21 protein-coding genes are annotated in these 24,426 nt (G+C 43.2%); 16 read left to right on the plus strand and 5 right to left on the minus strand.

Features of this window, described 5'->3' with window-relative positions; all coding sequences use genetic code 11:
• The 5 genes from pdeM to B0I27_RS02910 all read left to right on the plus strand — a co-directional run.
• On the plus strand, window positions 1-782 hold a 782-nt coding region (gene pdeM, locus B0I27_RS02890; RefSeq protein ID WP_245925418.1), incomplete at its 5' end, for a ligase-associated DNA damage response endonuclease PdeM.
• A gap of 105 nt (window positions 783-887) precedes the next feature.
• On the plus strand, window positions 888-1,673 hold the full coding sequence (locus B0I27_RS02895; protein WP_106291271.1) for a succinate dehydrogenase cytochrome b subunit: 786 nt from the start codon (window positions 888-890) through the stop codon (window positions 1,671-1,673).
• 39 nt (window positions 1,674-1,712) lie between these two features.
• Window positions 1,713-3,647 (plus strand): fumarate reductase/succinate dehydrogenase flavoprotein subunit, encoded by a 1,935-nt coding sequence (locus tag B0I27_RS02900; protein WP_106291273.1) that lies wholly within the window; start codon window positions 1,713-1,715, stop codon window positions 3,645-3,647.
• Window positions 3,648-3,670: 23 nt separating this feature from the next.
• Complete coding sequence (locus B0I27_RS02905) at window positions 3,671-4,441, plus strand: succinate dehydrogenase/fumarate reductase iron-sulfur subunit (RefSeq protein WP_106291275.1); 771 nt, start codon at window positions 3,671-3,673, stop codon at window positions 4,439-4,441.
• A 133-nt stretch (window positions 4,442-4,574) separates the two neighbouring features.
• Window positions 4,575-5,975 carry an MBL fold metallo-hydrolase RNA specificity domain-containing protein gene (locus B0I27_RS02910; RefSeq protein ID WP_106291277.1) on the plus strand — a complete coding sequence of 467 codons (1,401 nt, stop codon included), beginning with the start codon at window positions 4,575-4,577 and terminating at the stop codon, window positions 5,973-5,975.
• A 3-nt stretch (window positions 5,976-5,978) separates the two neighbouring features.
• Here the strand turns inward: B0I27_RS02910 and B0I27_RS02915 are convergent, their stop codons facing one another.
• On the minus strand, window positions 5,979-6,164 hold the full coding sequence (locus tag B0I27_RS02915; RefSeq protein ID WP_106291279.1) for a hypothetical protein: 186 nt from the start codon (window positions 6,162-6,164) through the stop codon (window positions 5,979-5,981).
• Window positions 6,165-6,264: 100 nt separating this feature from the next.
• Window positions 6,265-7,290: a LacI family DNA-binding transcriptional regulator gene (locus B0I27_RS02920; protein ID WP_106291281.1), complete on the minus strand. Its 1,026-nt coding sequence runs from the start codon at window positions 7,288-7,290 to the stop codon at window positions 6,265-6,267.
• Between the two features lie 253 nt (window positions 7,291-7,543).
• Between B0I27_RS02920 and B0I27_RS02925 the strand changes: the two genes are divergently transcribed.
• Genes B0I27_RS02925 through B0I27_RS02935 form a run of 3 tightly spaced genes read left to right on the plus strand, consistent with a single transcriptional unit; the run spans window position 7,544 to window position 10,614 of the window.
• Window positions 7,544-8,887 carry a pectate lyase family protein gene (locus B0I27_RS02925; RefSeq protein WP_219904980.1) on the plus strand — a complete coding sequence of 448 codons (1,344 nt, stop codon included), beginning with the start codon at window positions 7,544-7,546 and terminating at the stop codon, window positions 8,885-8,887.
• A 2-nt stretch (window positions 8,888-8,889) separates the two neighbouring features.
• Window positions 8,890-9,648 carry a rhamnogalacturonan acetylesterase gene (locus B0I27_RS02930; protein WP_106291283.1) on the plus strand — a complete coding sequence of 253 codons (759 nt, stop codon included), beginning with the start codon at window positions 8,890-8,892 and terminating at the stop codon, window positions 9,646-9,648.
• A 9-nt stretch (window positions 9,649-9,657) separates the two neighbouring features.
• Window positions 9,658-10,614 carry a pectinesterase family protein gene (locus B0I27_RS02935; protein ID WP_106292061.1) on the plus strand — a complete coding sequence of 319 codons (957 nt, stop codon included), beginning with the start codon at window positions 9,658-9,660 and terminating at the stop codon, window positions 10,612-10,614.
• A gap of 54 nt (window positions 10,615-10,668) precedes the next feature.
• On the opposite strand, the gene B0I27_RS02940 is transcribed toward B0I27_RS02935, so the two are convergent.
• Window positions 10,669-11,457 (minus strand): gluconate 5-dehydrogenase, encoded by a 789-nt coding sequence (locus tag B0I27_RS02940; protein ID WP_106291285.1) that lies wholly within the window; start codon window positions 11,455-11,457, stop codon window positions 10,669-10,671.
• Between the two features lie 236 nt (window positions 11,458-11,693).
• Between B0I27_RS02940 and B0I27_RS02945 the strand changes: the two genes are divergently transcribed.
• The 8 genes from B0I27_RS02945 to B0I27_RS02980 all read left to right on the plus strand — a co-directional run bounded on the left by B0I27_RS02945 (window position 11,694) and on the right by B0I27_RS02980 (window position 22,644).
• Window positions 11,694-12,464, plus strand: a complete 771-nt coding sequence (locus tag B0I27_RS02945; protein WP_106291287.1) for an SDR family NAD(P)-dependent oxidoreductase — start codon at window positions 11,694-11,696, stop codon at window positions 12,462-12,464.
• 31 nt (window positions 12,465-12,495) lie between these two features.
• A complete protein-coding gene (gene kduI, locus B0I27_RS02950; protein ID WP_181276660.1) occupies window positions 12,496-13,326 on the plus strand; it encodes a 5-dehydro-4-deoxy-D-glucuronate isomerase in 831 nt (276 codons plus the stop codon).
• A gap of 291 nt (window positions 13,327-13,617) precedes the next feature.
• Window positions 13,618-15,297 carry a glycoside hydrolase family 28 protein gene (locus B0I27_RS02955; RefSeq protein WP_106291291.1) on the plus strand — a complete coding sequence of 560 codons (1,680 nt, stop codon included), beginning with the start codon at window positions 13,618-13,620 and terminating at the stop codon, window positions 15,295-15,297.
• A 4-nt stretch (window positions 15,298-15,301) separates the two neighbouring features.
• On the plus strand, window positions 15,302-17,215 hold the full coding sequence (locus B0I27_RS02960) for a glycoside hydrolase family 88 protein (RefSeq protein WP_106291293.1): 1,914 nt from the start codon (window positions 15,302-15,304) through the stop codon (window positions 17,213-17,215).
• 36 nt (window positions 17,216-17,251) lie between these two features.
• Window positions 17,252-18,652 (plus strand): glucuronate isomerase, encoded by a 1,401-nt coding sequence (gene uxaC, locus B0I27_RS02965; protein WP_106291295.1) that lies wholly within the window; start codon window positions 17,252-17,254, stop codon window positions 18,650-18,652.
• Window positions 18,649-19,671, plus strand: coding sequence for a sugar kinase (locus tag B0I27_RS02970; RefSeq protein ID WP_245925419.1), 1,023 nt, complete (start codon window positions 18,649-18,651; stop codon window positions 19,669-19,671). Before uxaC ends, B0I27_RS02970 begins: the two co-directional genes overlap by 4 nt.
• Before the next feature lie 21 nt (window positions 19,672-19,692).
• Window positions 19,693-21,138 (plus strand): tagaturonate reductase, encoded by a 1,446-nt coding sequence (locus B0I27_RS02975; protein ID WP_106291297.1) that lies wholly within the window; start codon window positions 19,693-19,695, stop codon window positions 21,136-21,138.
• Between the two features lie 18 nt (window positions 21,139-21,156).
• Complete coding sequence (locus tag B0I27_RS02980; protein WP_106291299.1) at window positions 21,157-22,644, plus strand: UxaA family hydrolase; 1,488 nt, start codon at window positions 21,157-21,159, stop codon at window positions 22,642-22,644.
• A 67-nt stretch (window positions 22,645-22,711) separates the two neighbouring features.
• Here the strand turns inward: B0I27_RS02980 and B0I27_RS02985 are convergent, their stop codons facing one another.
• Both B0I27_RS02985 and B0I27_RS02990 read right to left on the minus strand, forming a co-directional pair.
• The gene (locus B0I27_RS02985) at window positions 22,712-23,161 is read right to left on the minus strand and encodes a NanQ anomerase/TabA/YiaL family protein (RefSeq protein ID WP_106292066.1); all 450 of its coding nucleotides are present in this window, start codon (window positions 23,159-23,161) and stop codon (window positions 22,712-22,714) included.
• 70 nt (window positions 23,162-23,231) lie between these two features.
• Window positions 23,232-24,257: a sugar kinase gene (locus tag B0I27_RS02990; protein ID WP_106291301.1), complete on the minus strand. Its 1,026-nt coding sequence runs from the start codon at window positions 24,255-24,257 to the stop codon at window positions 23,232-23,234.
• Between the last annotated feature and the right edge of the window lie 169 nt (window positions 24,258-24,426).

Genomic DNA, 24,426 nt, shown 5'->3' on the forward strand with positions numbered 1-24,426 from the left:
CCGATGGTACTGCAGTAACATGTGGGAGAGTAGGTCGGTGCCAAATCTTAAATCAGCCCGGTAGTTTCAGTACTACCGGGCTTTTTTGTGCGTTAGATCCTGGCATTTTCGTATTTTTGGACATGGGAGAGAGAGTAGTGGAGTGGGAGTTGCAAGGTGAGCGTCTCTTACTTCTTCCGGAAAAGGCAATATTTTGGGCAGAACAACAGATACTCATCGTCTCCGATCTGCATATCGGTAAAGTTGGACATTTCAGGAAAGCCGGAATAGCCATTCCCAAGTTGCTCGAACAGGAAGAGCTGTCGGTTCTCTCGGATCTTATTGAGCAATATCAGCCAAGGCGAATCATTTTCTTAGGCGACCTGTTTCACAGTGAGCATAATGATGACTGGAACTGGTTGGTTCTTTGGTGTGAGTTGTTTCCCGGAGTGGAAATGATACTCGTTAAAGGTAACCACGACATCCTTCATCGCGACTATTATACCAACGCCGGCTTTAAGGTGCATGATGAGCTTGTGATGGGGCCATTTAAATTCACTCATGAACCCCGGGCAGAAGACTGTCAGGGAGAGTTCTATTGCATAAGTGGACATATCCATCCTGCGGTAAAACTTCGGGGGGCTGGACGGCAATCAACAGTTCTCTCCTGTTTCTATTTCAAGAAAAATCAAGCTATCCTGCCTGCTTTCGCGAGGTTTACGGGTAAGTACTGTCTGCAGGCGGCGGAGTCTGTAGATATCTTTGGAGTATTAGGGAGTAAGGTACTTCATCTTAACGCTTAGATTGGTTCTAAATTAGGTAAATAAGCCGTTTATTAACGAAATACGTTATATTATTGTCTTAGTATTAAATACTTTTGCACTTCTACATAAAATTCAAGAAAGGAAATGGGCAGTTTAAGTAAAGGTTTCTCCTCTACCCTGGGGAAGAAGTTAATAATGGGATTGACAGGTTTATTTCTTAGCCTGTTTCTCGTCATCCATCTTATTGGTAATCTCCAGCTTTTTAATGATGATGGAGGAAAAGCGTTTAATGAGTATTCGTACTTTATGACTCATTTTCTGCCAATCAAAATAGTATCGTATGCGTTGTATCTATCAATCATACTTCACGCAGTGTACGCTGTTATTATAACCATGCGTAATAACAAAGCGAGGCCTGTTGGATATGCCCAGGTTAACGGCGCGGCTAACAGTACCTGGAGCTCACGCAATATGGGAATATTGGGGACAGTGATTCTTGTGTTTATTGTTATCCACATGAAAACATTCTGGGCGGAGTACCATTGGGGCGGCCTTCCCTATGTGCAATATGAAATGAGCCTGCAAAATCCAGAGGTTGTTCGTGTAACGCAGCTTCCATTTGATGGAAACCCTTTAGTGCACACGAAGTTCGTCGATGTGCAGAACCAGACGGAAGTGGTGGTAGCTAAAGATCTTTATTTTGTTGTTCAGCAAGCCTTTCAACAAGAATGGTATGTGATACTGTATGTCATTTCTATGATCGTCCTGGGTTTTCATTTGTATCATGGATTTCAAAGCGGTTTCCAGACTCTTGGATTCGATCATGTAAAGTACAAGCCGATCATCGATTTCGTTGGTCTGTGGGTATTTAGTATAATCATTCCCGCGGTGTTTGCTTTAATGCCGATTTACATGTATTTCGCTCACTAAGATGAATCCTTCCCTAAAGGGATAAAATATAATTTTGAAATGGTATTAGATTCAAAAATTCCTCAGGGTCCGTTAGCTGAAAAGTGGACCAAACATAAATTCAACCTTAAGCTGGTTAACCCGGCCAATAAGAGAAAATATACTGTTATTGTTGTAGGTTCAGGTCTGGCGGGTGCGTCAGCTGCAGCTACATTAGCGGAACTTGGATATAACGTGAAGGCATTTTGCTTTCAGGATAGCCCGAGACGTGCGCACTCTATTGCTGCACAGGGTGGTATCAATGCTGCCAAGAATTATCAGAATGACGGTGATAGTGTATACCGTTTGTTCTACGATACAATAAAAGGTGGTGACTACCGGGCACGTGAAGCAAACGTTCATCGTTTAGCTGAAGAGTCGGTGAATATTATCGATCAGTGTGTGGCACAGGGAGTGCCTTTCGCACGTGAATACGGTGGTTTACTTGATAACCGTTCATTTGGGGGTGCGCAGGTGTCGCGTACTTTCTATGCGAGGGGACAAACCGGACAACAATTATTACTCGGTGCGTTTTCAGCTTTAAACCGTCAAATCAATGCGGGAAAGGTTGAAATGTATAACCGTCATGAAATGCTTGATCTGGTTACTGTGGACGGCAAAGCAAAGGGGATTATCACCCGGGATTTGTTAACAGGGAAAATCGAGTCCTTTGCAGGTCATGCGGTGCTTCTTTGTACAGGTGGATATGGTAACGTATTTTACCTTTCAACCAATGCCATGGGTAGTAATACCACAGCGATCTGGAGAGCATACAAGAAGGGTGCACTTTTCGCGAATCCGTGCTATACTCAAATCCATCCTACTTGTATTCCGGTAACCGGAGATCATCAGTCGAAACTGACACTGATGTCTGAGTCACTCCGGAACGATGGTCGTGTATGGGTACCGAAGACGCAGGAGATGGCAGAACGCGTTCGCAAAGGACAGCTTAAACCGCAAGATATCAAGGAAGATGATCGTGATTACTTCCTGGAAAGAAAATATCCTTCTTTTGGTAACCTTGTTCCAAGAGATGTGGCTTCCCGTAATGCGAAAGAAGCATGTGATGATGGTCGCGGAGTAGGTACAACCGGTAAATCCGTTTATCTGGATTTTGGAGATGCAATAAACCGACTGGGTAAAAGTGCAGTAGAGGCTAAGTATGGTAACCTCTTTGATATGTACTACCAGATCACTAATGAGAATCCTTACGAGATGCCGATGCGTATTTATCCTGCTGTACACTATACAATGGGTGGACTATGGGTGGACTATAATCTGATGACTACTATACCGGGGCTATATGCTTTGGGTGAGTGTAATTTCTCTGATCACGGCGCCAACAGGTTGGGTGCATCCGCATTGATGCAGGGCTTGGCTGACGGGTATTTCGTGATTCCTTATACTTTGGGAGATTACCTGGCTTCGACCGGACCTGCTCCGGTTGATACTTCACATCCTGCTTTCGCAGAGGCGAAGAAGAATGTTGAAGATCAGATCAATACTTTCCTGTCTATGAAAGGAACAAAGACGCTTGACGAGTATCACAGAGATTTAGGTTTAATCATGTGGGAGTACTGTGGAATGGCGCGTAACGAGGAAGGACTTAAGAAAGCAAAAGCCCTGATTCAGGAATTGAAGGCTGACTTCTGGAAAAACGCTATCGTGCTTGGAGAAAACGAAGAGATGAACATGTCTTTGGAAAAAGCGGGACGCGTTGCGGACTTTATAGAGCTGGGTGAACTTATGGTTGATGATGCTTTAAATCGCAAAGAGTCTTGTGGTGGACATTTCAGAGAAGAAAGCCAGACTGAAGAAGGAGAGGCAAAACGTGACGATGAGAACTTTGCATATGTAGCTGCCTGGGAGTTTAAGGGCGATAATGTCGCCTCTGAGCTGCATAAAGAGGAACTGGTATTTGAGAATGTGAAGTTGACCCAACGTAGTTATAAATAGTTTAAAAGAAATCTAGAGAAGCCATGAGTGGAAACATGAATTTAACCCTTAAGGTCTGGAGACAGAAAAATGCTACAGAGAAGGGGAAATTTGTAACATATAAAGCAGATGATATATCACCGGATATGTCATTTCTAGAAATGCTCGATGTTGTAAACGAGCGTTTGGTAAAAAAGAAAGAAGATCCTATTCACTTCGATCATGATTGTCGTGAAGGTATTTGCGGAATGTGCTCCCTGTATATCAATGGGCGGCCACATGGTCCTAAGCGTGCGATCACGACTTGTCAGCTGCATATGCGTAGCTTCCATGATGGTGAAACGATCACGATCGAGCCTTGGAGAGCTACGGCGTTTCCTGTGATTAAAGACCTCGCGGTAGACAGATCTGCATTTGATCGCATTCAGCAGGCTGGAGGATATGTTTCGGTAAATACGGGAGGTGTTCCGGATGCGAATGAAATTGCAATTCCAAAGGTTATAGCTGACGAAGCGTTCAATTCCGCTACATGTATTCAGTGCGGTGCTTGTGTGGCTGCATGTAAGAATGCATCGGCATCTTTGTTTGTATCAGCAAAAATTTCACAGCTTGCATTATTACCGCAAGGTCAGCCGGAACGTTACCGTCGTGTTCAGGCAATGGTAGCGCAGATGGACGAGGAAGGTTTTGGAAACTGTACCAATACAGGAGCGTGTGAAATAGAATGTCCGAAGGAAATTTCTTTAACAAACATCAATAGAATGCGTCGCGATTTTTATAACGCTAAGTTTTTTAAAGAAGAAGAAATTAATTAATTATTTTTGTGCCACGAGGCAAGGAGATATTGTGAGAAAGGCCCAGTTGCGAAAGCACTGGGCTTTTTTATTTCGGGGTTTACAGAACATATGTTTTCGTGTCTTGTTGTCTGTGAAATTTTAGATCACATACATGACGGTAACTTTTCACGGTGGAGCTGGCACTGTTACAGGTAGCAAGCATCTTATACAATTAAAAAACGGGACACAGATCTTGCTGGACTGCGGAATGTTTCAGGGTCTTGGCGAAGATACAGAGGAACTGAACGGGCATTTTGGATTTCATCCTGCTAAGGTTGATTACCTGATCTTATCACATGCACATATCGACCATTGTGGATTGATTCCACGTATGGTAGCCGAAGGTTTCAAAGGGACCATCTTTTCAACCGCTCCAACTATGGATCTGGCGAGGGTTTTGTTGAACGACTCAGCAGGCATTCAGCAGAGTGATGCAGCGTATATGAATCGAAGGAGGGAAAAGCGGGGGCAGGCACCCATAAAGCCTCTTTATACTGAAGATGATGTTGTCGAGGCAATGCGACTCTTTAAGATCGTTGACTATAACGAGGACTTCGAGATAGATCCTCGTATTACCCTATGTTTTACTGATGCCGGACATATTGTGGGAAGCGCGGCAGTGCATCTGTCCTTACTGGAGGACGGGAAGTACACCCGACTGACTTTTAGCGGTGATGTCGGAAGATATGGGGATATGCTGCTCAAGAGTCCGCAAACCTTTCGTCAGGCTGATTATATTATTCTTGAATCGACATACGGGGACTCCTATCACAAGGATCTCGAACCAATTGAGCGTCAGCTGCAGGAGATCATCCACCAGACTTGCATACTTAAAAATGGGAAGGTTATCATCCCGGCGTTTAGTGTGGGTAGAACCCAAGAGCTGTTATTTGCGTTAAACGCACTTGAGTTGAAGGGGATTCTACCCGATGTGCCGTTCTACGTGGACAGTCCGTTATCCGAAAAAGCGACGATGGTTCTGAAGGAGCATACAGATGTTTATAACAACAGGGTGCAACAGATTTTAAAGTATGACGACGACGTATTCCAATTCAAGGGCTTAAAATTTATACATTCAGTAGAGGAATCAATAGCACTGAATGAGGATCCCCGCCCCTGTGTGATTATATCCTCATCGGGAATGGCAGAGGCTGGCAGGGTTAAGCACCATATCAGAAACAGCATCTCAAACGATCGGAACACCATCCTGCTGGTGGGATATTGTGAACCGAGGTCGCTGGGCGGGCAGCTGACGGCCGGTAAGAAGGTTGTAGAGATTTTCGGTGACGAGTACGACGTCAGATCTGAAGTTCGCGTAATCAGATCCATGAGTGCCCATGGTGACAGTGATGATTTGCTTAAGTTTTTATCATGTCAGGATCCAACACAGGTGAAGCGAATCTTTCTCGTGCATGGAGAGGATGACGTACAGCGGATATTTGCTGGTAAGTTAAGGGATGTCGGATTCAAGAACGTGGCGATTCCAGAACAGCACCAAAGCATTGATCTTTAGGTTCTACCACAGTCGGCAATTCACACTCCCGTTAAGCAGCCCTTTGAAGGCAGGTACGCTGAGGAAGCTAAAGGTATTGGCTTCTTCGTTACGGCTTTCTACGGTTTGACCAAGGGTAACCAGCATGGCGATAAGAGCTGGGACCAATAACATAATAAATGGCGAGATAGCGTTTGATTTGGTTTTCATGTTTCTAATACTTGAATCAAATCAACACTATCTTTTCTAGCATTTAAAATTAATTAGACTAATAGCCTTAAATAATCGATGAACAGGCTGTACGGCCTTTTTAATATTTTGAGTTGTTTACAATTAATTGAGTTTGCAGAATCCTCGTCTCAAATTCGGTAACGGGCATTTTACTTTCAATCAAGTGAATGAGTAACTCCATGGCGGCTTGCCCCATTTCGAAGGCCGGCTGTCTGACAGCTGTGATTGGCGGATTAAACAGATCGACGACATTGGAATTGGTAAAACCCGCTATCTTAATTCCTGTGAAGTAATCTGGAGCTATTTTCTTTATGGCATGGAGGCAACCAGTGCTTAACTTATCCTGCGCAATGAATATGGCATCGGGTCTTTCATTGAGCGCCAACAGTTCTTTGGTAGCGTCATCTATTTCTTCCTGATTAATTCCACCATGACCGCAGAACTTTACAAAGTCTTCATTGAAAGGGATACCATGATCCCGCAATGCAGCTTTGTATCCCTCAAGCCTTTCTCCGGTAACCGACAGGTGTGCCGAACTCGTAAAATGCGCGATTCGTTTATGCCCTAATTTAATGAGATAGTCTGTAGCGTCATAAGCCCCTTTAAAATTGTCGGCGATCACTTTATGGGTGTCAATTTCAGAAGTTACCCGATCGAAAAGGACAATAGGCAGGCCCTTTTTATGCAGGTCTTTCAGATAGGAAACGTCGGCACTCTCCGAGGAGAGGGAAATTAATAAGCCGTCAACCGAGCGTGAAGCCAGGTGTTCAACGTTCAGTACTTCACGATCGAATCGTTCGTGACTCTGGGTAATTGTTACATTATATCCCGCTGTATATGCGACAGATTCCATTCCATTTATCGCCTGAGAGAAAAAATTATTGGCGATTTCACATACAACGATTCCTATGGAATAGCTTCGGCGTTCTTTCAGGCTAAGTGCGATAGGATTGGGACGGTAATTAATTTTCTCCGCATATTCGGTTACAGTCTTCTTTGTTTCCTCACTTATCTCATAACCTCCGCGCAGTGCCCGTGAAACGGTTGATGTTGAAAGGCCCAGCGCTTTGGCTATGTCCTTAATTGTTACTGTATTAAATCTCATTTTTTACCTGATTTAGGACAATGATATTATACGGCTAAGATACTTAATATAATGAGTTCCTTCGAGATGAAACAAATATGATAGGAAAGGCAGGTTTGGAGTTTGTTATCGTGTTCGGGAACGATTGCACAAAAATAAGGCCGCAAAATCTGCTTATTAAGTAGGGCTGTTGTTATATTGCGGCTCGATACCAATAATATATAACAACCTGTTTAAAGTAGCTTATTCTGAGCGGTAACAGTGAACCGGAATTATGAAAAAATCTATAGTGCCCATTCTCTTCTTAGTTTGTGCTGCGATTTTCTATACAGAAAGTTGTTTTGGCCAAGCTTTGGCGTTCCCAGGTGCGGAAGGCTATGGAAAGTTTACAAGCGGCGGGCGGGGTGGTAAGATTATGAAGGTAACCAATCTGAATGACTCTGGAGAAGGTTCATTAAGAAAGGCGATTCAGGCAAAAGGCCCCAGGATAATTGTCTTCGAAATTTCCGGAACGATCTCTTTGGATAGCCCACTTGATATTAATAATGGAGATCTCACCATTGCAGGTCAGTCGGCACCCGGAGATGGAATTTGTATAAAGAACTACCCCTTTTCTATAAAAGCGAATAATGTGATTGTTCGTTACCTCCGTTTCCGGATGGGAGATGAAAAGTCGGTGCAAGGTGATGCCCTGGGTGGAACCAAAGGGGTAAGGAATGTAATAGTGGACCATTGCTCGATAAGCTGGGGCACGGATGAGTGTGCTTCGTTTTACGGCAATAGCGACTTTACTCTTCAATGGTGCATTGTTTCAGAGAGTTTAAATTCTTCTGTACATGAGAAGGGGCAGCATGGGTACGGTGGGATCTGGGGAGGCAAGGGTGCTACATTTCATCACAATCTTATTGCCAGCCATCACAGCCGAATGCCCCGATTCAGTGGTTCATCATCCACTCTCAATTCGGAGGATGAACTGGTTGATTTTCGCAATAACGTTATTTTTAACTGGGAAATCAACAATATATATGGTGGAGAAAAGGGTAAATATAACGTAGTAAATAATTACTATAAGCCAGGTCCTGCGACGCCTAGAAGCAGACTAGAGAGGCTTCTAAATCCATCGGTTCCTTATGGAAAGTTCTATGTGGCGGGAAACATGATCGAAAGTAATATTCGGATTTCTAAGGATAACTGGCTAGGAGGGGTGCAGTGCGATAGTCCGGACGCTGCAAGAGCTCTTACACCTTTCAAAACTATTGAGCTGAAAGACGTCAGCGCCCAGGAAGCTTATATGGCGGTACTGCAGTATAGCGGTTCATCACTCAGACGGGATGCTGTTGATAGCCGCCTCATTGAAGGAATGAGGTCAGGCCGGTCAAAGGTCGGAAAGAGGAACGTCGGCATTATCGACTCGCAAGCGGAGGTTGGCGGCTGGCCTGAGTTGAGGTCATCTGAAGCACAGAAAGACTCTGACGGGGATGGAATGCCTGATAAATGGGAAATGGAGAATGGATTGGATGCACGGAATGCACAAGATGGGAATGAGTTAAAAGTGTGCGGGGACTTTAGCAATATTGAGGTTTATTTAAATAGTTTAGTAAAACAAGATTTTTATTAGAGATGATCGGAAAAATTCAGAAGTTGAAGTGGCTATTGTTCACTGTTGTATTTATGTCGTTTACATTACCTGCGGATAAGGGTATAACGGTATATCTCGTTGGGGACTCCACCATGTCCCAAAAGCAAATAAAGGCATATCCTGAAGCGGGCTGGGGCATGCCGTTTGCATTTTTCTTTAAGCCGGAGGTGCGTGTGGATAATCGTGCGCAAAACGGGCGTAGCACAAAGTCGTTCTTAAAGGAAGACAGATGGTCTTCTGTGATGGACAGTTTGAGAGAGGGGGACTATGTCATGATCCAGTTTGGACACAATGACGAGATTCAAACCAAAAAGAACGCAACAACAGAGGCGGAGTTCAGGACTAACCTTATCCGGTTTGTGAAAGACGCAAGAAGCAAGAAAGCCAATCCGGTTCTGATAACGGCCGTAGCGAGAAGGAAATTTGATCCTGCTGGAAAGCTGGAGGACACACATCGCGTTTACTCCGAAATCGTTAGACAAGTTTCCAGAGAGACTAAGGTTCCTTTAATCGATCTGGATAAGAGAAGTCAGGCTTTATTAATTGAAATGGGTCCTGAAAAATCCAAATTTCTATATAATCACCTCATGCCCGGCGAGCACCCCAATTACCCTAACGGTAGTGAAGACGATACGCATTTTAACGAATTTGGAGCAAGAAAGATGGCTCAATTGGTGCTTGCCGAAATCCGTTCTTTGAAGTTAGGGTTAGCTGATCATATCACTGTCAAAAGCAAGTAGCTCATGGGGATGAAAAGTTTTTTACTGACAATCAGTTTGTTGGTGTGCCTTATCAGTGTGGTAACCGGACAGGAAAAGGTCGATTTCGTTGTTGCTGCCGATGGTACCGGAGATTTTAAGACCGTTCAGCAAGCGATCAACGCTGTCCCGGATTTTCGAAAGAATATCACGGTCATCTATATCAAGAACGGTGTGTATAAGGAGAAACTTGTTCTTGCAGGTTCAAAAGCGAGGGTAAAGCTTATTGGTGAAAGCGTTGAAAAGACGATTTTGACATACGATGACTATAATGCCAAAAAGAATGTATTTGGAGAAGATATGGGTACCTCAGGCTCATCCAGTTTCTATGTCTATGGAGATGAGTTTGGTGCCGAAAATATTACGTTTCAAAATTCGTCAGGGCCTGTTGGTCAGGCCGTAGCCGTTTGGGTTGCAGGAGACAAAGTTCAGTTTAAAAATTGCCGGTTTTTGGGTTTTCAGGATACACTCTATACGTACGGGTATAAAAGCAGGCAATATTACAAGGACTGCTATATTGAAGGGACTGTAGACTTCATATTTGGTTCCTCCACTGCTGTATTTGAGAATTGTGAGATCTTCTGTAAAAAGGGTGGTTACATTACTGCTGCTTCTACACATGACAGCACTTCGTATGGTTATGTTTTTAAAAATTGCCGGATAACGGGAGATGGGGGTTCAGGCAGTTTTTATCTGGGCCGTCCATGGCGACCATACGCAAAAACTGTTTTTATCAGATGTGAAATGGGCAATATCATTCATCCCGATGGATGGAATAACTGGGGGAAAGAGTCAAATGAGACAACAGCATACTACGCAGAATATAGGAATACCGGTCCTGGTTTCAGACCTGGAAAGCGCGTAAAGTGGTCTCATCAGTTGACAGACCTACAGGCTGCAGATTATGAGTTAACGAAAATATTTGACGGCTGGCTTCCTGAGAAATAAAGAAGGCCAGCATGAAATGCCGGCCTTTGATAAGGGAAGATGCCCAACGTTAACTTACTCGTTTGCGGCTTTTCCTAAAGAGGCAAGTATTCCACCGTCTACATACAGGATATGTCCATTGACAAAGTCTGATGCTTTGGATGACAGGAATATTGCAGCTCCTTGCAAGTCATCTGTTTCTCCCCAGCGAGCGGCCGGGGTACGACTGATGATAAAATCATTAAAAGGGTGTCCATCTACACGGATAGGCGCGGTTTGAGAAGTAGCGAAATAGCCGGGTCCAATTCCATTCACCTGTATATTGAAAGGTGCCCATTCGGTCGCCAGATTCTTCGTTAGCATTTTTAGTCCGCCTTTTGCTGCGGCATAAGCACTTACTGTATTTCTTCCGACCTCACTCATCATGGAGCACATATTGATGATCTTACCTGCGCGGCGTTCGATCATCTGGCGGCCAATGTGTTTTGCCATGATAAACGGACCAGTAAGGTCTATTTTCAATACTTGTTCCCAATCAGCTACTTCCATGTCTATTACCGGAATTCGCTTTATGATACCTGCGTTATTAATCAGGATATCAATGGGACCTACCTCTTCTTCAATTTTTGCTACGTTAGCTATTACAGCGGCTTCATCCGTTACGTCGAAAAGATATCCTTTGGCATCGATGCCCATTTTGTTATACTCTTCAATAGCCTGATCCAGCTTTTCTTGTGAAATATCATTGATGATTAGTTGAGCACCTGCGTTTGCAAGACCGGCAGCCATTGACATACCTAAGCCATGTGTCGCTCCGGTTACCAGGGCTCTTTTTCCTGTGAGGTCAAATAAAGAAATGGACATTATTATTTAATTATATGTGAAATGATTATTCTTTGAAGTATTGCAAGTTTGTAAATAAATGTCATCGAAAAAATGATCTTAGTCATCCCCGGTGTTTTTTGGTCCTCCACGGAATTTATGCTCTTCAAAAATGTGTTTATTTGCATGCATCTGGCCATATTTCAAATAAGCAAGGAAGGCATTAGTTAATTTGTGTATAAACAGTAGTTTTGCAGCACATTTTATCTTAAAAAGTAATGGGCAATAATTCTTTATTTGATTTATCGGGCAAAGTTGCTCTGGTAACGGGGTGCAATCGTGGCATTGGAAAAGCCATGGCTGAGGCGCTTGCAGAAGCGGGGGCGGATATTATTGGGGTTTCGGCTACGCTAGAACTTACGGGAAGTGAAACGGAGAATGCTGTACGTGCGTTAGGAAGAAATTTTAAAGCATATCAGTGTGACTTCAGTAATCGCACTTCAGTGAAGGATTTTTCGAGGAAAGTGCTTGCTGAAAATGAGGTGATAGATATCCTTGTTAACAATGCCGGGACTATTCTGAGGCAGCCGGCAGCTGAACACTCCGACGAGTTTTGGGATAAGGTGATTGAGATTAATCTGAACAGCCAGTTTTTAATCAGCCGTGAGATCGGGGGAAGAATGATTGAGAATGGATCCGGCAAGATTATTTTTACCGCTTCTCTGCTGACGTTTCAAGGCGGTATCAATGTTCCGGGGTATGCTGCTAGCAAGGGTGCTATCGGCAGTTTGATTAAAGCATTTTCGAATGAATGGGCTTCTAAAGGAATCAACGTGAACGGAATAGCGCCTGGTTATATATCGACGGATAACACTGAAGATCTGAGAAACGATGAGGAGAGGAGTAGATCAATACTAAGCAGGATACCTGCGGCCCGCTGGGGTGAGACGGAAGACTTTAAAGGTCCGGTTGTTTTCCTGGCATCGAAGGCTTCTAATTATGTACATGGAACCATCCTGACTGTCGACGGTGGTTGGATGGGACGTTAAAGTTTAAAACTAATAACTCTGAATTATGATAATGAATCAACGGTATGCACAAGGTCCTAAAGAAGTAGCATCTTTAGGAACGTCAGAACTTCGTGCAAATTTTTTGTTAGAAGACCTCATGCAGGCAGGTCAATTCAATTTTACCTACTCTCATTACGATCGTGCAATAACCGGAAGTGTGGTTCCGGTAAATGAGGAGCTGGAACTCCCTGTTTACGAAAATCTGCGCGCAGACTATTTTCTAGAAAGACGTGAGCTTGGTATTATAAATGTGGGAGGAGATGGAAAGGTGTCTGTTGACGGTACCACGTACGAGGTTAACAGGTTAGATGCAGTTTATGTAGGCAAGGGCTCGAAATCAGTCGTGTTTTCAAGTGTTTCAGCTGAAAATCCTGCGAAGTTCTTCCTTTACTCTGTTCCAGCTCATAAAGAATATCCTCATCAGCTTGTGAAGAAGGAGAATGCCTTCCCGACTACTGTTGGAAGCAAAGATACTGCTAACGAACGCACCATATACAAGTATATACATATGGAAGGCGCGAGAAGTTGTCAGATGGTAATGGGACTTACTATTTTAAGTACAGGATCTGTGTGGAATACCATGCCATCACATGTTCATGACCGTAGGATGGAGTCGTATTTTTATTTCGACGTTCCGGAAGATCAGGTGGTATTCCATTTTATGGGACAGCCTCAGGAGACTCGTCACCTGGTAGTTCAGAATCACCAGGCAATTATTTCACCTCCCTGGTCAATTCATTCAGGAGGTGGTACATCGAACTACGGATTTATATGGGCGATGGCTGGCGAGAACCTGGTCTATTCTGATATGGATGCTGTGGCAATTAAAGATCTGAGGTAATAAAGATCATCCGATCGGGTGTTTCTAATCATAAAAAAGGCATCCTGATGAAGGGGATCCGGCGATAGTCGGATCCCCTTTTGTTTTTTCTATCCACATCGTTACCTCCGATAACGTTTGCGTAAATTTATATTCTCAATTCATCTCTTTTTCAGGCTAAAGTCTGTAATCTTGCTTAAATCGTTTATACTAACCACATAAAGATTAGATAATTGAAACATTAGCTGAATGAGTAAGAGGGGGGAACCTCATATCTGAAAATGGTATATCGTTCGGTGATTAATAGGAAACATGAACAACACACGGAACTTAAAGGTAGCGATCGTTGCCTCGATTTTACAGTTGACTGGCTTTCAGTCGTTTTCCCAGCTTCAGTCGCCCTCTTGGCCAATCAATGTTCTACCCATAGTTGAGAAGCCGGTCTTTAAGGCCGATACCTTTAATATTGTTAAGTATGGAGCCATTAATGATGGCTTGACCTTGAATACGAAAAGTATTAATGCCGCAATTGAGGCCTGTAGCGCAAATGGTGGCGGCGTTGTTCTTGTACCAGCAGGTCTTTGGTCAACCGGTCCGGTTGAACTGAAGAGTAACGTTAACCTGCATCTTAAAAGTGATGCTGTTTTAAGCTTCAGTCGCGATAAATCCCAATACAAGTTAATTGAAGCAAACTGGGAAGGTCTTGCTGCAGTAAGAAACCAGCCTCCGATATCGGGTACCGGTCTGGAAAATGTTGCTATCACCGGTAAGGGAATCGTCGACGGTAACGGCGATTCCTGGCGAATGGTAAAACGTGAAAAGCTAACCGCCAATCAGTGGGAGAAGCTGATTTCATCAGGCGGAGCGCTGGATCAAAGTGGAAAAATATGGTATCCATCAGCGAGCTCGCTTAAGGGATCTCAAACTAATAACGCGGGTGCTATAGCTCCTGGAAAGACGGCAAAAGACTACGAAGACATCAAAGATTTTTTAAGGCCGAATCTGCTCGTTCTTACAAAAACCAAGAACATCCTGTTAGAGGGTGTCACCTTTCAGAATTCACCTGCATGGAACGTCCATCCCATAATGTGCGAAAATATCATTATCAATAATATCGTGGTGAGAAATCCATGGTACGGGCAAAATGGCGATGGTCTGGATCTCGAATCATGTAAAAATGTGGTGGTAGAGAACAGCGTGTTTGATGTGGGAGATGATGCGATATGCATTAAGTCAGGAAGAGACGAGGAAGGCCGTAAAAGAGGCATTCCTACAGAAAACGTTCTTGTTAAAAACTGTACTGTTTATCATGGACATGGTGGCTTTGTTGTAGGTAGTGAAATGTCGGGAGGGGCTAAAAACTTATTTATAACGGATTGCACTTTCATTGGGACCGATATTGGCTTGAGGTTCAAGACCACTCGTGGGAGAGGCGGTGTTGTGGAAAAAGTGTACATCAAGAACATTACAATGAAAGACATCCCCGGGGAGGCTGTTTTGTTTGACATGTACTATGGTGCAAAAAGTCCGGTATTCATAAACGATGGCGGGGCTAAGATGCCTAAGGAGGCTATAGTACCGGTGAACGAAGGGACGCCGCAGTTTAAGGATATCCATGTAAATAATCTGGTGTGTGACGGGGCTGCGCGAGGCATTTTCGTAAGAGGCTTACCGGAAATGAATATCCAGAATATACACCTGGAGAATATTACCATCCAGGCGAATAACGGTATTCAGATACAGGATGCTAAACGTATCCACTTTAGAAATGTTAATTTGATTGTCAAGAACACGCAACCTGTGGTCGATATAATGAACAGCAGCGGCTTGACTTTCGACGGTCTTAAATACAACGAAGGAGCAGAGCTTATCTTTGATGTGAAGGGAGAAAGAAGCACCAATATCACTCTGAGAAACGCTGAGCTAAAAAGCGCAAAGAGCATCGCCGACTTTAAGTATGGAGCGACCAAAAAAGCGTTAAAAACCCAATAGGACTATGAAGAAAGTAGCTTTAATAATTGTTCTGGCTGTTGCATTTTTCTTTCCCGGGCCTGAGGTTACTGCCCAGTCGGTGCCTCTTTCTGAAAGGATGACTGCAACCGTACTGGATATTTGGGCTGACTCTCTGTGGACTGGTCGCCCTTTTAAGTGGACCTACGACCAGGGAGTTGTCCTGGAGGGTGTATCGGCAGTGTGGCAGCGTACTGGCAACAAAAAATACTTCGAATACATCAAGAAAAGTATGGACCACTTTGTCGGCGAAGACGGCAACATTCGTACTTATGACAAGAGCTCTCACAATATTGACAATATAAAAAACGGGAGATCGCTGCTGTTGCTTTATCAGGTAACGGGTCAGCAGAAATATTTGAAAGCTGCACAGGTCCTTCGTCATCAATTGGATGAGCACCCGCGTACAAAAGAAGGCGGATTTTGGCATAAACGCATCTATCCTTATCAGATGTGGCTTGACGGTCTTTATATGGGACAGCCGTTCTATGCCGAATATTCTGCAATAACGAACGACACGAAAGCGTTTGAAGATATTGCAAACCAGTTTATCTTCATGGAAAATAATACCAGAGATACTAAGACTGGATTACTATACCATGGCTGGGATGAATCCAGAGAGCAACGTTGGGCGAATAAAGCGACAGGGCGTTCTCCGCATGTATGGGGCAGAGCAATGGGTTGGTACGGTATGGGACTTGTAGACGCTCTGGAATATTTCCCTGCGAGCCATCCTGGGAGGAAAAAGCTAATTGATATACTAAACCGGTTTGCGGAAGCTGTTTCGAAGGTACAACAGCCTTCAGGCCTGTGGTATGATATCATCGATGTACCAGAAGGTAAGGGCAATTACCTCGAGTCTTCTGCTGCAAGTATGTTTGTATATGCTATAGCAAAAGGTGTGAGACAAGGGTATCTTCCTGAACGATACTTTTCAGTAGCAAAAAAGGGTTTTGAAGGCATGAAAAGGGAGTTCGTTGAAGAAGTGAACGCTGAAAAAATCAACTTTAAAGGGACCGTTAGTGTTTCGGGACTAGGTAGTAAACCTTACCGTGATGGAAGCTTTGAGTATTACATGAGTGAGAAGGTTATCACAAACGATCCCAAGGGTGTAGGTTCTTTCATTAGTGCGTCAAATGAGATGGAGCTTGCAGCATTGCCTAAACCTGGTCTTGGAAAAACTGTCACTCTGGATTATTATTTTAATAATGAACGCAAGAAAGGACCCTTCGGACAAGAAATTCGCTATCATTATGCCTGGGAAGATCAGGCGAATAGTGGATTTTGGTTCTGGAAGAATCTTTTCAAAAACGCGGGAGCAAGCACCACCAGTCTCGAAGAAGCTCCTTCAGCATCCAATCTGACAAATTCATCCGTATATATCATTGTTGATCCGGATACGGAAAAGGAAGCTGCGAAACCTAATTTTGTGAGCCAAAAGGATGTAGCCGAAATCACTGCTTGGGTGAAATCAGGAGGTGTTCTGGTGTTGATGTCTAATGATATAGGTAACTGCGAATTTAAGAACTTCAACAGGTTGGCACAGGCGTTTGGTATCACTTTTAATGAAGACCAGCGAAATACGGTTAAAGGCAAGCAGTTTGAGATGGCTGCCATCAATGTTCCTTCGGGAAATCGTATCTTTAAGACAGCAAAGAAGTTGTATATAAAGGAATTGAGTACTTTGAAACTGACAGGAAAAGCTGAGCCGGTTATAACTGAAAAAGGAGATGTTATCATGGCCACTTCAAGACTGGGTAAAGGAATAATCTTCGCTGTTGGTGATCCCTGGTTGTATAATGAATACGTCGATGGTCGTAAGTTGCCAGCCAATTTTGATAATTTTGCTGCAGCGAATGATCTGGCCCAATGGCTGTTGCAGCAATCAGCAAAAAAATGAGAACACACTTCTTAAGAGGTTTAATACATAGAGAACATGAAACAGTTTTTAGACGACAATTTTTTATTAACTAACCGCACGGCTGAGCGTCTTTATCACGAGTACGCAAAAGAGATGCCTATTATAGATTATCACAATCACTTAATTCCTGAGCAGATAGCGAACGATGTCAGCTTTGAGAATCTTACTCAAGTATGGTTGTATGGTGATCATTATAAGTGGCGTGCAATGCGGACCAACGGTGTTAATGAGGATTACATCACCGGCGGTAAGAGTGATTTTGAAAAGTTTGAAAAATGGGCTGAAACCGTTCCTTATACAATGAGAAATCCTCTTTACCACTGGACTCATTTGGAACTGCGTCGTTATTTCGGTGTGAATGATATTCTATCAGGCAGCACCGCCAGGAAGGTGTATGATGCATGTAATGCGAAGCTGGTAACTCCCGAGTACTCAGTAAGAGGCCTTTTGAACAAGATGAAAGTCGAAGCTGTTTGTACCACGGATGATCCTATAGACTCTCTTGAACATCATCAAAAGATTGCGGCAGAGGGAATAGCTCTACAGGTTCGACCAACGTTTCGTCCCGATAAAGCAATGGCTGCCGAAGATGTGGCCAGCTTGAACGATTATATCAACAAGGTTGAAAAAGTAACGGAATTGAGTATTTCAGATTTTGATACCTATCTGAAGGCTTTAAAGCAAAGACACGACTATTTCGATGCAAATGGCTGCCGCGTATCGGATCACGGTCTTGAGCAAATTTATGCTGAGGACTATACTGACGAGGAGATAAGCAAAATCTTTTCCAAGATAAGAAGTAACGGTGCACTTACAGAACTAGAGGTACTTAAGTTTAAGTCTGCAATGCTGGTTCACTTTGCGAAGTGGGACCATGAAAAAGGATGGGTTCAGCAGTTTCACTTAGGCGCTTTAAGAAATAACAATCGCCGTATGCTTTCCATTTTAGGTCCGGATACAGGTTGGGATTCTATTGGTGATTTCAGTCAGGGAAGGCAGCTATCTAAATTTTTAAATGGTTTGGACACCAGCGATCAGCTTGCAAAGACGGTAATTTATAACCTGAATCCTGCGGATAATGAGCTTATAGCAACGATGATCGGCAACTTCAATGACGGTTCTGTCGCTGGTAAAGTGCAGTTTGGTTCTGGCTGGTGGTTCCTTGACCAGAAAGACGGGATGATTAAGCAAATGAACGCTCTATCCAATATGGGTTTGATAAGCCGTTTTATCGGAATGCTTACTGATTCAAGAAGCTTCCTTTCTTACCCGCGACATGAGTACTTCAGAAGGATTCTTTGTAATCTTTTCGGTGAAGAAGTGGAGAACGGTGAATTGCCGAATGACATAGAATGGATAGGCAAGATGGTGAAGGATATTTGTTATTATAACGCAAAAAATTATATAAGCTGGTGATAAGTAAAGTATTGTGCTTTGGAGAATTGTTGTTAAGGGTTTCTCCATCTTCTGGTGATGAAGCAGAAAAACACCCTTTCCTATTGTATGTCGGTGGAGCAGAGGCTAACACAGCTACGGCTTTGGCAGGCTGGAACATTCCTGTGAAGTACTGTACGGTTTTGCCCGACAATTTCATGTCAAAGTACGTTACGGATTACCTCGAATACAAAGGCATCTATACCTCCTCTGTAATTTTTGCAGGTGATCGGATAGGTGTTTATTACCTCGACAGAGGTGCTGATCTGAAAAGTAGTGTCGTTTATGACAGAGAGCATTCATCATTCGCTAATTTAAAAAGGGGAATGATTGATTGGGACAAAGTTTTACGCGACGTATCCTGGTTTAATTTCACTGCAATAAGTCCGGCTCTTAATGCGAATGTGGCTGACGTTTGCCTCGAGGGCCTGGAAGCTGCATCGCGGAAAAATATACGCATATCGGTGGATCTTAATTACCGTTCGCGTCTCTGGAAGTATGGCAAGGAGCCAATTGAAGTGATGCCAAAGCTGGTGGAATATTGTGATGTTGTCATGGGCAATATATGGTCTGCCAATAGCTTGCTCGGCACATCAATTGACGATAACATTCATGAAAAGGGAACAAAGCAGGCGTATCTCGATCACGCTAAAAGCACTTCTATGGAAATAATGGATCTCTTTCCAAAATGTAAAGCAGTAGCAAATACTTTCCGTTTTGATAGCAATAAGGTAGATCTCTTATATTATACAAGTCTGTACACCGATGGTAAGCAATACAATTCACCTGAGTATAGAACTGTTGGCGTAGTAGACCGGTCTGGCAGCGGAGATTGTTTTATGGGTGGTCTAATCTACGGATCTTATTTGCAGCATGACCCACAGGAGACTTTAAACTATGCTACTGCCGCAGCTTTCGGTAAACTGCAGGAGAAAGGAGATGCCACTGGACAGGATATTCTCAGAGTAGCAAAAATCAATAAAGAGAGTCAAGAAGATTAATTAAGTAAGATAAAATAACATATGCAATTAAATAAAAAGGTCTATTCGGACTACACTAACCGTCCGGAAAAAGTACTTCAGTTTGGAGAGGGTAACTTTCTACGTTGTTTCGTAGATTGGATGTTCCACGAGTTAAATAAGAAAACAGACTTTAACGGTTCTGTTATTGCGGTGCAACCTATTGACAAAGGGATGGTGGATATGCTGAACGAACAGGACGGCCTCTATACCCTTTATCTTAGAGGGCTGAAAAACGGAAAGCCGGAAAGTATACATGAAACGATAGATGTTATCAGTCGGGGTATCAATCCCTACACTCAGTTCCAGGAATATCTTAAGACTGCTGAGCTTCCTGAAATGCGGTATATTATTTCCAACACCACAGAAGCAGGTATTGCTTATGATGACCAGGATGAAGCTGGTGCTACTCCTCCAAACTCTTATCCGGCAAAGCTGGCTGTTTGGTTAAAACATAGATTTGAAACATTCTCTGGAGATCAGGCTAAGGGTGTTCATATCATTCCTTGCGAGCTTATCGAAAAAAATGCTGACAACCTTAAGCGCATTCTTCTTCAGCTAGCTCAGAAATGGGATTTTGGAGCCGAGTTTATTAATTGGCTGGAATCAGCGTGTACCTTCAGCAATACACTTGTTGATCGGATTGTGCCGGGATATCCAAGAGAGAGAATTGCCGAGATCACTGAAGAATTAGGCTACGAAGACAAGCAAGTTGTAGAAGGAGAGCACTTCCATTTATGGGTAATTGAAGCTCCGGAATCTCTTCAAAATGAGCTTCCATTCCCGTCTATTGGCCTGGATGTGCTATATGTAAAAGACATCACACCTTACCGTACCCGTAAGGTTAGAATCTTAAATGGTGCGCATACTACCCTCGTCCCTGTTGCATATCTTTATGGTATTGATACCGTTAGAGAAGCGGTAGAACATCCCGTTGTAGGAAAATTTATCAAGGAAGCTATCTTTGATGAAATCATCCCGACCTTAGATCTTTCAAAAGAAGAGCTGGAGAAGTTTGCAGGAGAAGTGATCGACAGGTTCAGAAATCCATATATCAAGCATTTGCTTATGAGTATTTCTCTGAATTCGTTCCCTAAATTTGAAACAAGGGTACTTCCATCTGTTTTGGAATTTATTAGACGTGAAGGAAAAGTTCCTCAGAAGCTGGCTTTCTCTCTGGCTGCAACCATTGCATTTTACAGAGGCAAGAGAGGTGAAGAAGAGATTTCTCTTAACGATGACGCGGCGATTCTTGTATTGTTGAAGAATGCATGGAGCAAGTATGACGGAACAGATGAGTCAATAGAGGACGTAGTGAGAGAAGTGTTAGGTTACGAAAAGAACTGGAAGTTAGATTTAAACAGTGTTGAAGGTCTGACTAAGTCGGTAACCGGCCATTTGGTGAATATCACCAAAAATGGAATGGAAAAAGCCATCGAGACGGTATAATAAGGTAAAGGGCAAATAATGAAAGAGCTAATTAAAATACATTCCCGTGATAACGTAGTTATCGCTCTGAGAAATTTCAGTCAGGGAGAAACGATAGAGGTAGAGGGAACGACCATTGAACTGCTCAATGATATTGAGCGGGGGCATAAGATAGCGTTAGTCGATATTCCTGAAGGTGGCGACGTGCTGAAATATGGTTACCCAATCGGTAAGGCTACTGCAAATATTAAAATGGGAGAGCATGTTCACGTTCAGAACGTGAGGACTAAATTAGGAGAGGTTTTCGATTACTCCTACAATCCTTCACTTCACGAATTGGCGCATCCTCAGCGTAATATGACCTTTGATGGTTACAGACGCAAGAATGGCGATGTTGGTATTCGTAATGAAATCTGGATCGTGCCCACTGTTGGTTGCGTAAACGGTATTGCTGAGCAGATTATTCGCGAGTTCAAGGCCGAAGTTAACCCTACCGACATCGAAGGTATCGAGGTGTTTAAGCATAGTTACGGTTGTTCTCAATTGGGTGATGACCATGAGAATACACGAGCAATACTTTCAGATATTGCTTTGCACCCCAACGCTGGAGGAGTGCTTGTATTAGGCTTAGGATGTGAAAACAACCGTATAGATGAATTCGAAACAGGTCTTGGAGACTATGACAAAAGCCGTATCAAGTTTCTTTCCAGCCAGAAGGTTGGAGACGAAGTGGAGGCTGCGATCGAGCTTTTAAAAGAAATTTATGCTGAAGTACGTCAAGACAGAAGAGAGCCTATTTCGATATCTGAGCTGAAAGTTGGGTTAAAATGCGGAGGTTCGGATGGTCTATCCGGGATAACGGCTAACCCGCTGGTGGGATATTTCTCGGATTTTCTGATCAGTCAGGGAGGAACAACGATTCTTACCGAAGTTCCTGAAATGTTTGGAGCAGAGACAATTTTGATGGATCGTTGTATTAACGAGAACGTTTTCGAAAAGACCGTTCACCTCATCAACGACTTTAAACAGTACTTCATTGACCAGAAGCAGCCTATTTATGAGAACCCCTCTCCAGGTAATAAGGCTGGTGGTATTTCGACTCTTGAAGATAAGTCACTTGGTTGCACCCAAAAGGGCGGTATAGCAAACGTTGTGGATGTACTGAAATATGGCGAACGTTCTAAAGAAAAAGGGCTCAACTTACTTAGTGCGCCAGGGAATGACCTGGTAGCGACTACTGCTTTGGGAGCTTCCGGATGTCATATTGTTCTGTTCACAACAGGTCGGGGTACCCCATTCGGTAGCTTTATTCCAACATTGAAGATCGCTACCAATTCTGATCTTGCATCTAGAAAACCACATTGGATTGACTATAATGCCGGACCGCTTGCGGAGGATAAGACCTTCGATGAGGCCCTGGAAGAATTTGTAGATAAAATAGTGCGCGTCGCCAGCGGTGAGAAAGCACATCACGAAAACTCTGGCTTCCGTGAGATTGCTATCTTCAAGACGGGCGTAACATTGTAACTTTCCAAGTTCAAAAAAAAGACCGGTTCGTAAGAGCCGGTCTTTTTTTTGAATTGTCAGTCGATCGCTAGTCTTTTCTGACTTTTATAACCAGCTTCTTAATCACACCATCTCCGATCATAGGAGCATGTACATCTTCAGGGAAGAAGATCGCAAATTGGCCCGCTTTTAACTCAAAGTACATTCCAGGTTTATCATTGAAGAATATGACATCTTTTTCAGCGTTGTAAGGATCTTTGGGATCTGTACACTGGCTGCGGGTACTCCATCCCATTTTTTCGTTTTCAGAAATACAAACCTGAATGTCAATGAAATTGTTGTGTGCCTCAAACTTAGCAACTTCAGGAGTAACACCTTCCTTAGCAGACACCGCGGCATGTAGATCCGCTCCATCAATCTGGAATTTGCTTACTTCTAGTGCGTTAAGATCCTGAGATTTCAGGAACTCGAAAGCCTTTTCGAAACGGGGATGAACGCTATAATATTTTGATGCGTTCTCTAAAGAATCTATGATCATAAAATTGGTTTTAAATGAAAAATCCGCCATTAAAATATTAAGGCGGATTTTTTCTATGAATAATTTGATTTTATCTCTGAACCCGGCCTGAAGCGTCACCTTTCATCAAGGTGCTTACTTCTGAAAGAGTAGCGTGGTTAAGATCACCAGGAATAGTGTGTTTCAATGCAGAAGCTGCAACTCCAAACTCAGCAGCCTCGTTCATAGGCAGGCCAGTCACCAAACCATAGATGAAACCACTTGCAAAAGAGTCTCCACTACCTACGCGGTCAACGATACGTACTTCGTATTGCTTGGTATGATAGAACTCATTACCATCGTATACCAGCGCAGACCATCCGTTGTCAGATGCACTGTGACTCTCGCGAAGCGTTGAAGCGATATATTTGAAGCCAAATTTTTCTTTCATTTGCTTGCAAACATCCTTGTATCCGTCCAGGTTTAATTCCCCTTTCGTAATGTCTGTACCTGCACTCTTGAATCCTAAAGAGGTCTCCGCATCTTCTTCGTTTCCGATACAAACGTCAACGTATTTACAAAGCTCAGTCATTACTTCCTGTGCTTTTTCTTTACTCCAAAGTTTCTTACGGTAGTTAAGGTCGATACTTGTTGTAATTCCCTTTGCTTTAGCCGCTTTTAAAGCAGCAAGCGTTAAGGCAGCAGCTTTATCACTTAAAGCAGGCGTGATGCCTGTAGTATGGAACCAATCAGCACCTTCGAATATAGCATCGAAATCAAATTCAGAAGCATCAACTTCAGCGATTGAGGCATCAGCACGATCGTAGATAACTTGTGAAGCACGTGCAGACGCGCCAGTCTCAAGGAAATAGATACCTAATCTTTTGCCACCGCGAGCGATATGTTGAGTATCAACGCCATAACGACGGATGTGATTTATAGCAGCTTGACCTAATGCATTATCAGGCACCTTACTTACGAATACTCCATTAAGACCATAATTAGACACAGCAACAGCTACGTTTGCCTCACCACCGCCATAAGTAACATCGAAAGAATCACTTTGGACAAAACGCTCAAATCCTGGAGTGGAAAGACGCATCATGATCTCTCCTAGGGTTACAACTTTTTTTGACATCTTAATACTATAAATTAATATTATAAAGGTTTGATAATAGAATGATCAAAAATACTTTAATAAAGTCAGACCATACCCACCTTTGATGCTTCTTTTATGAAAATATTACGCAATCGTTTCCGAGGAAAGTAAAAAGATTAAAGATTTAGGTTTTTTTTAAATATGGCAA

Origin of the sequence: Arcticibacter pallidicorallinus (assembly GCF_003002875.1) — a bacterium.
Classification (GTDB): Bacteria; Bacteroidota; Bacteroidia; order Sphingobacteriales; family Sphingobacteriaceae; genus Arcticibacter; species Arcticibacter pallidicorallinus.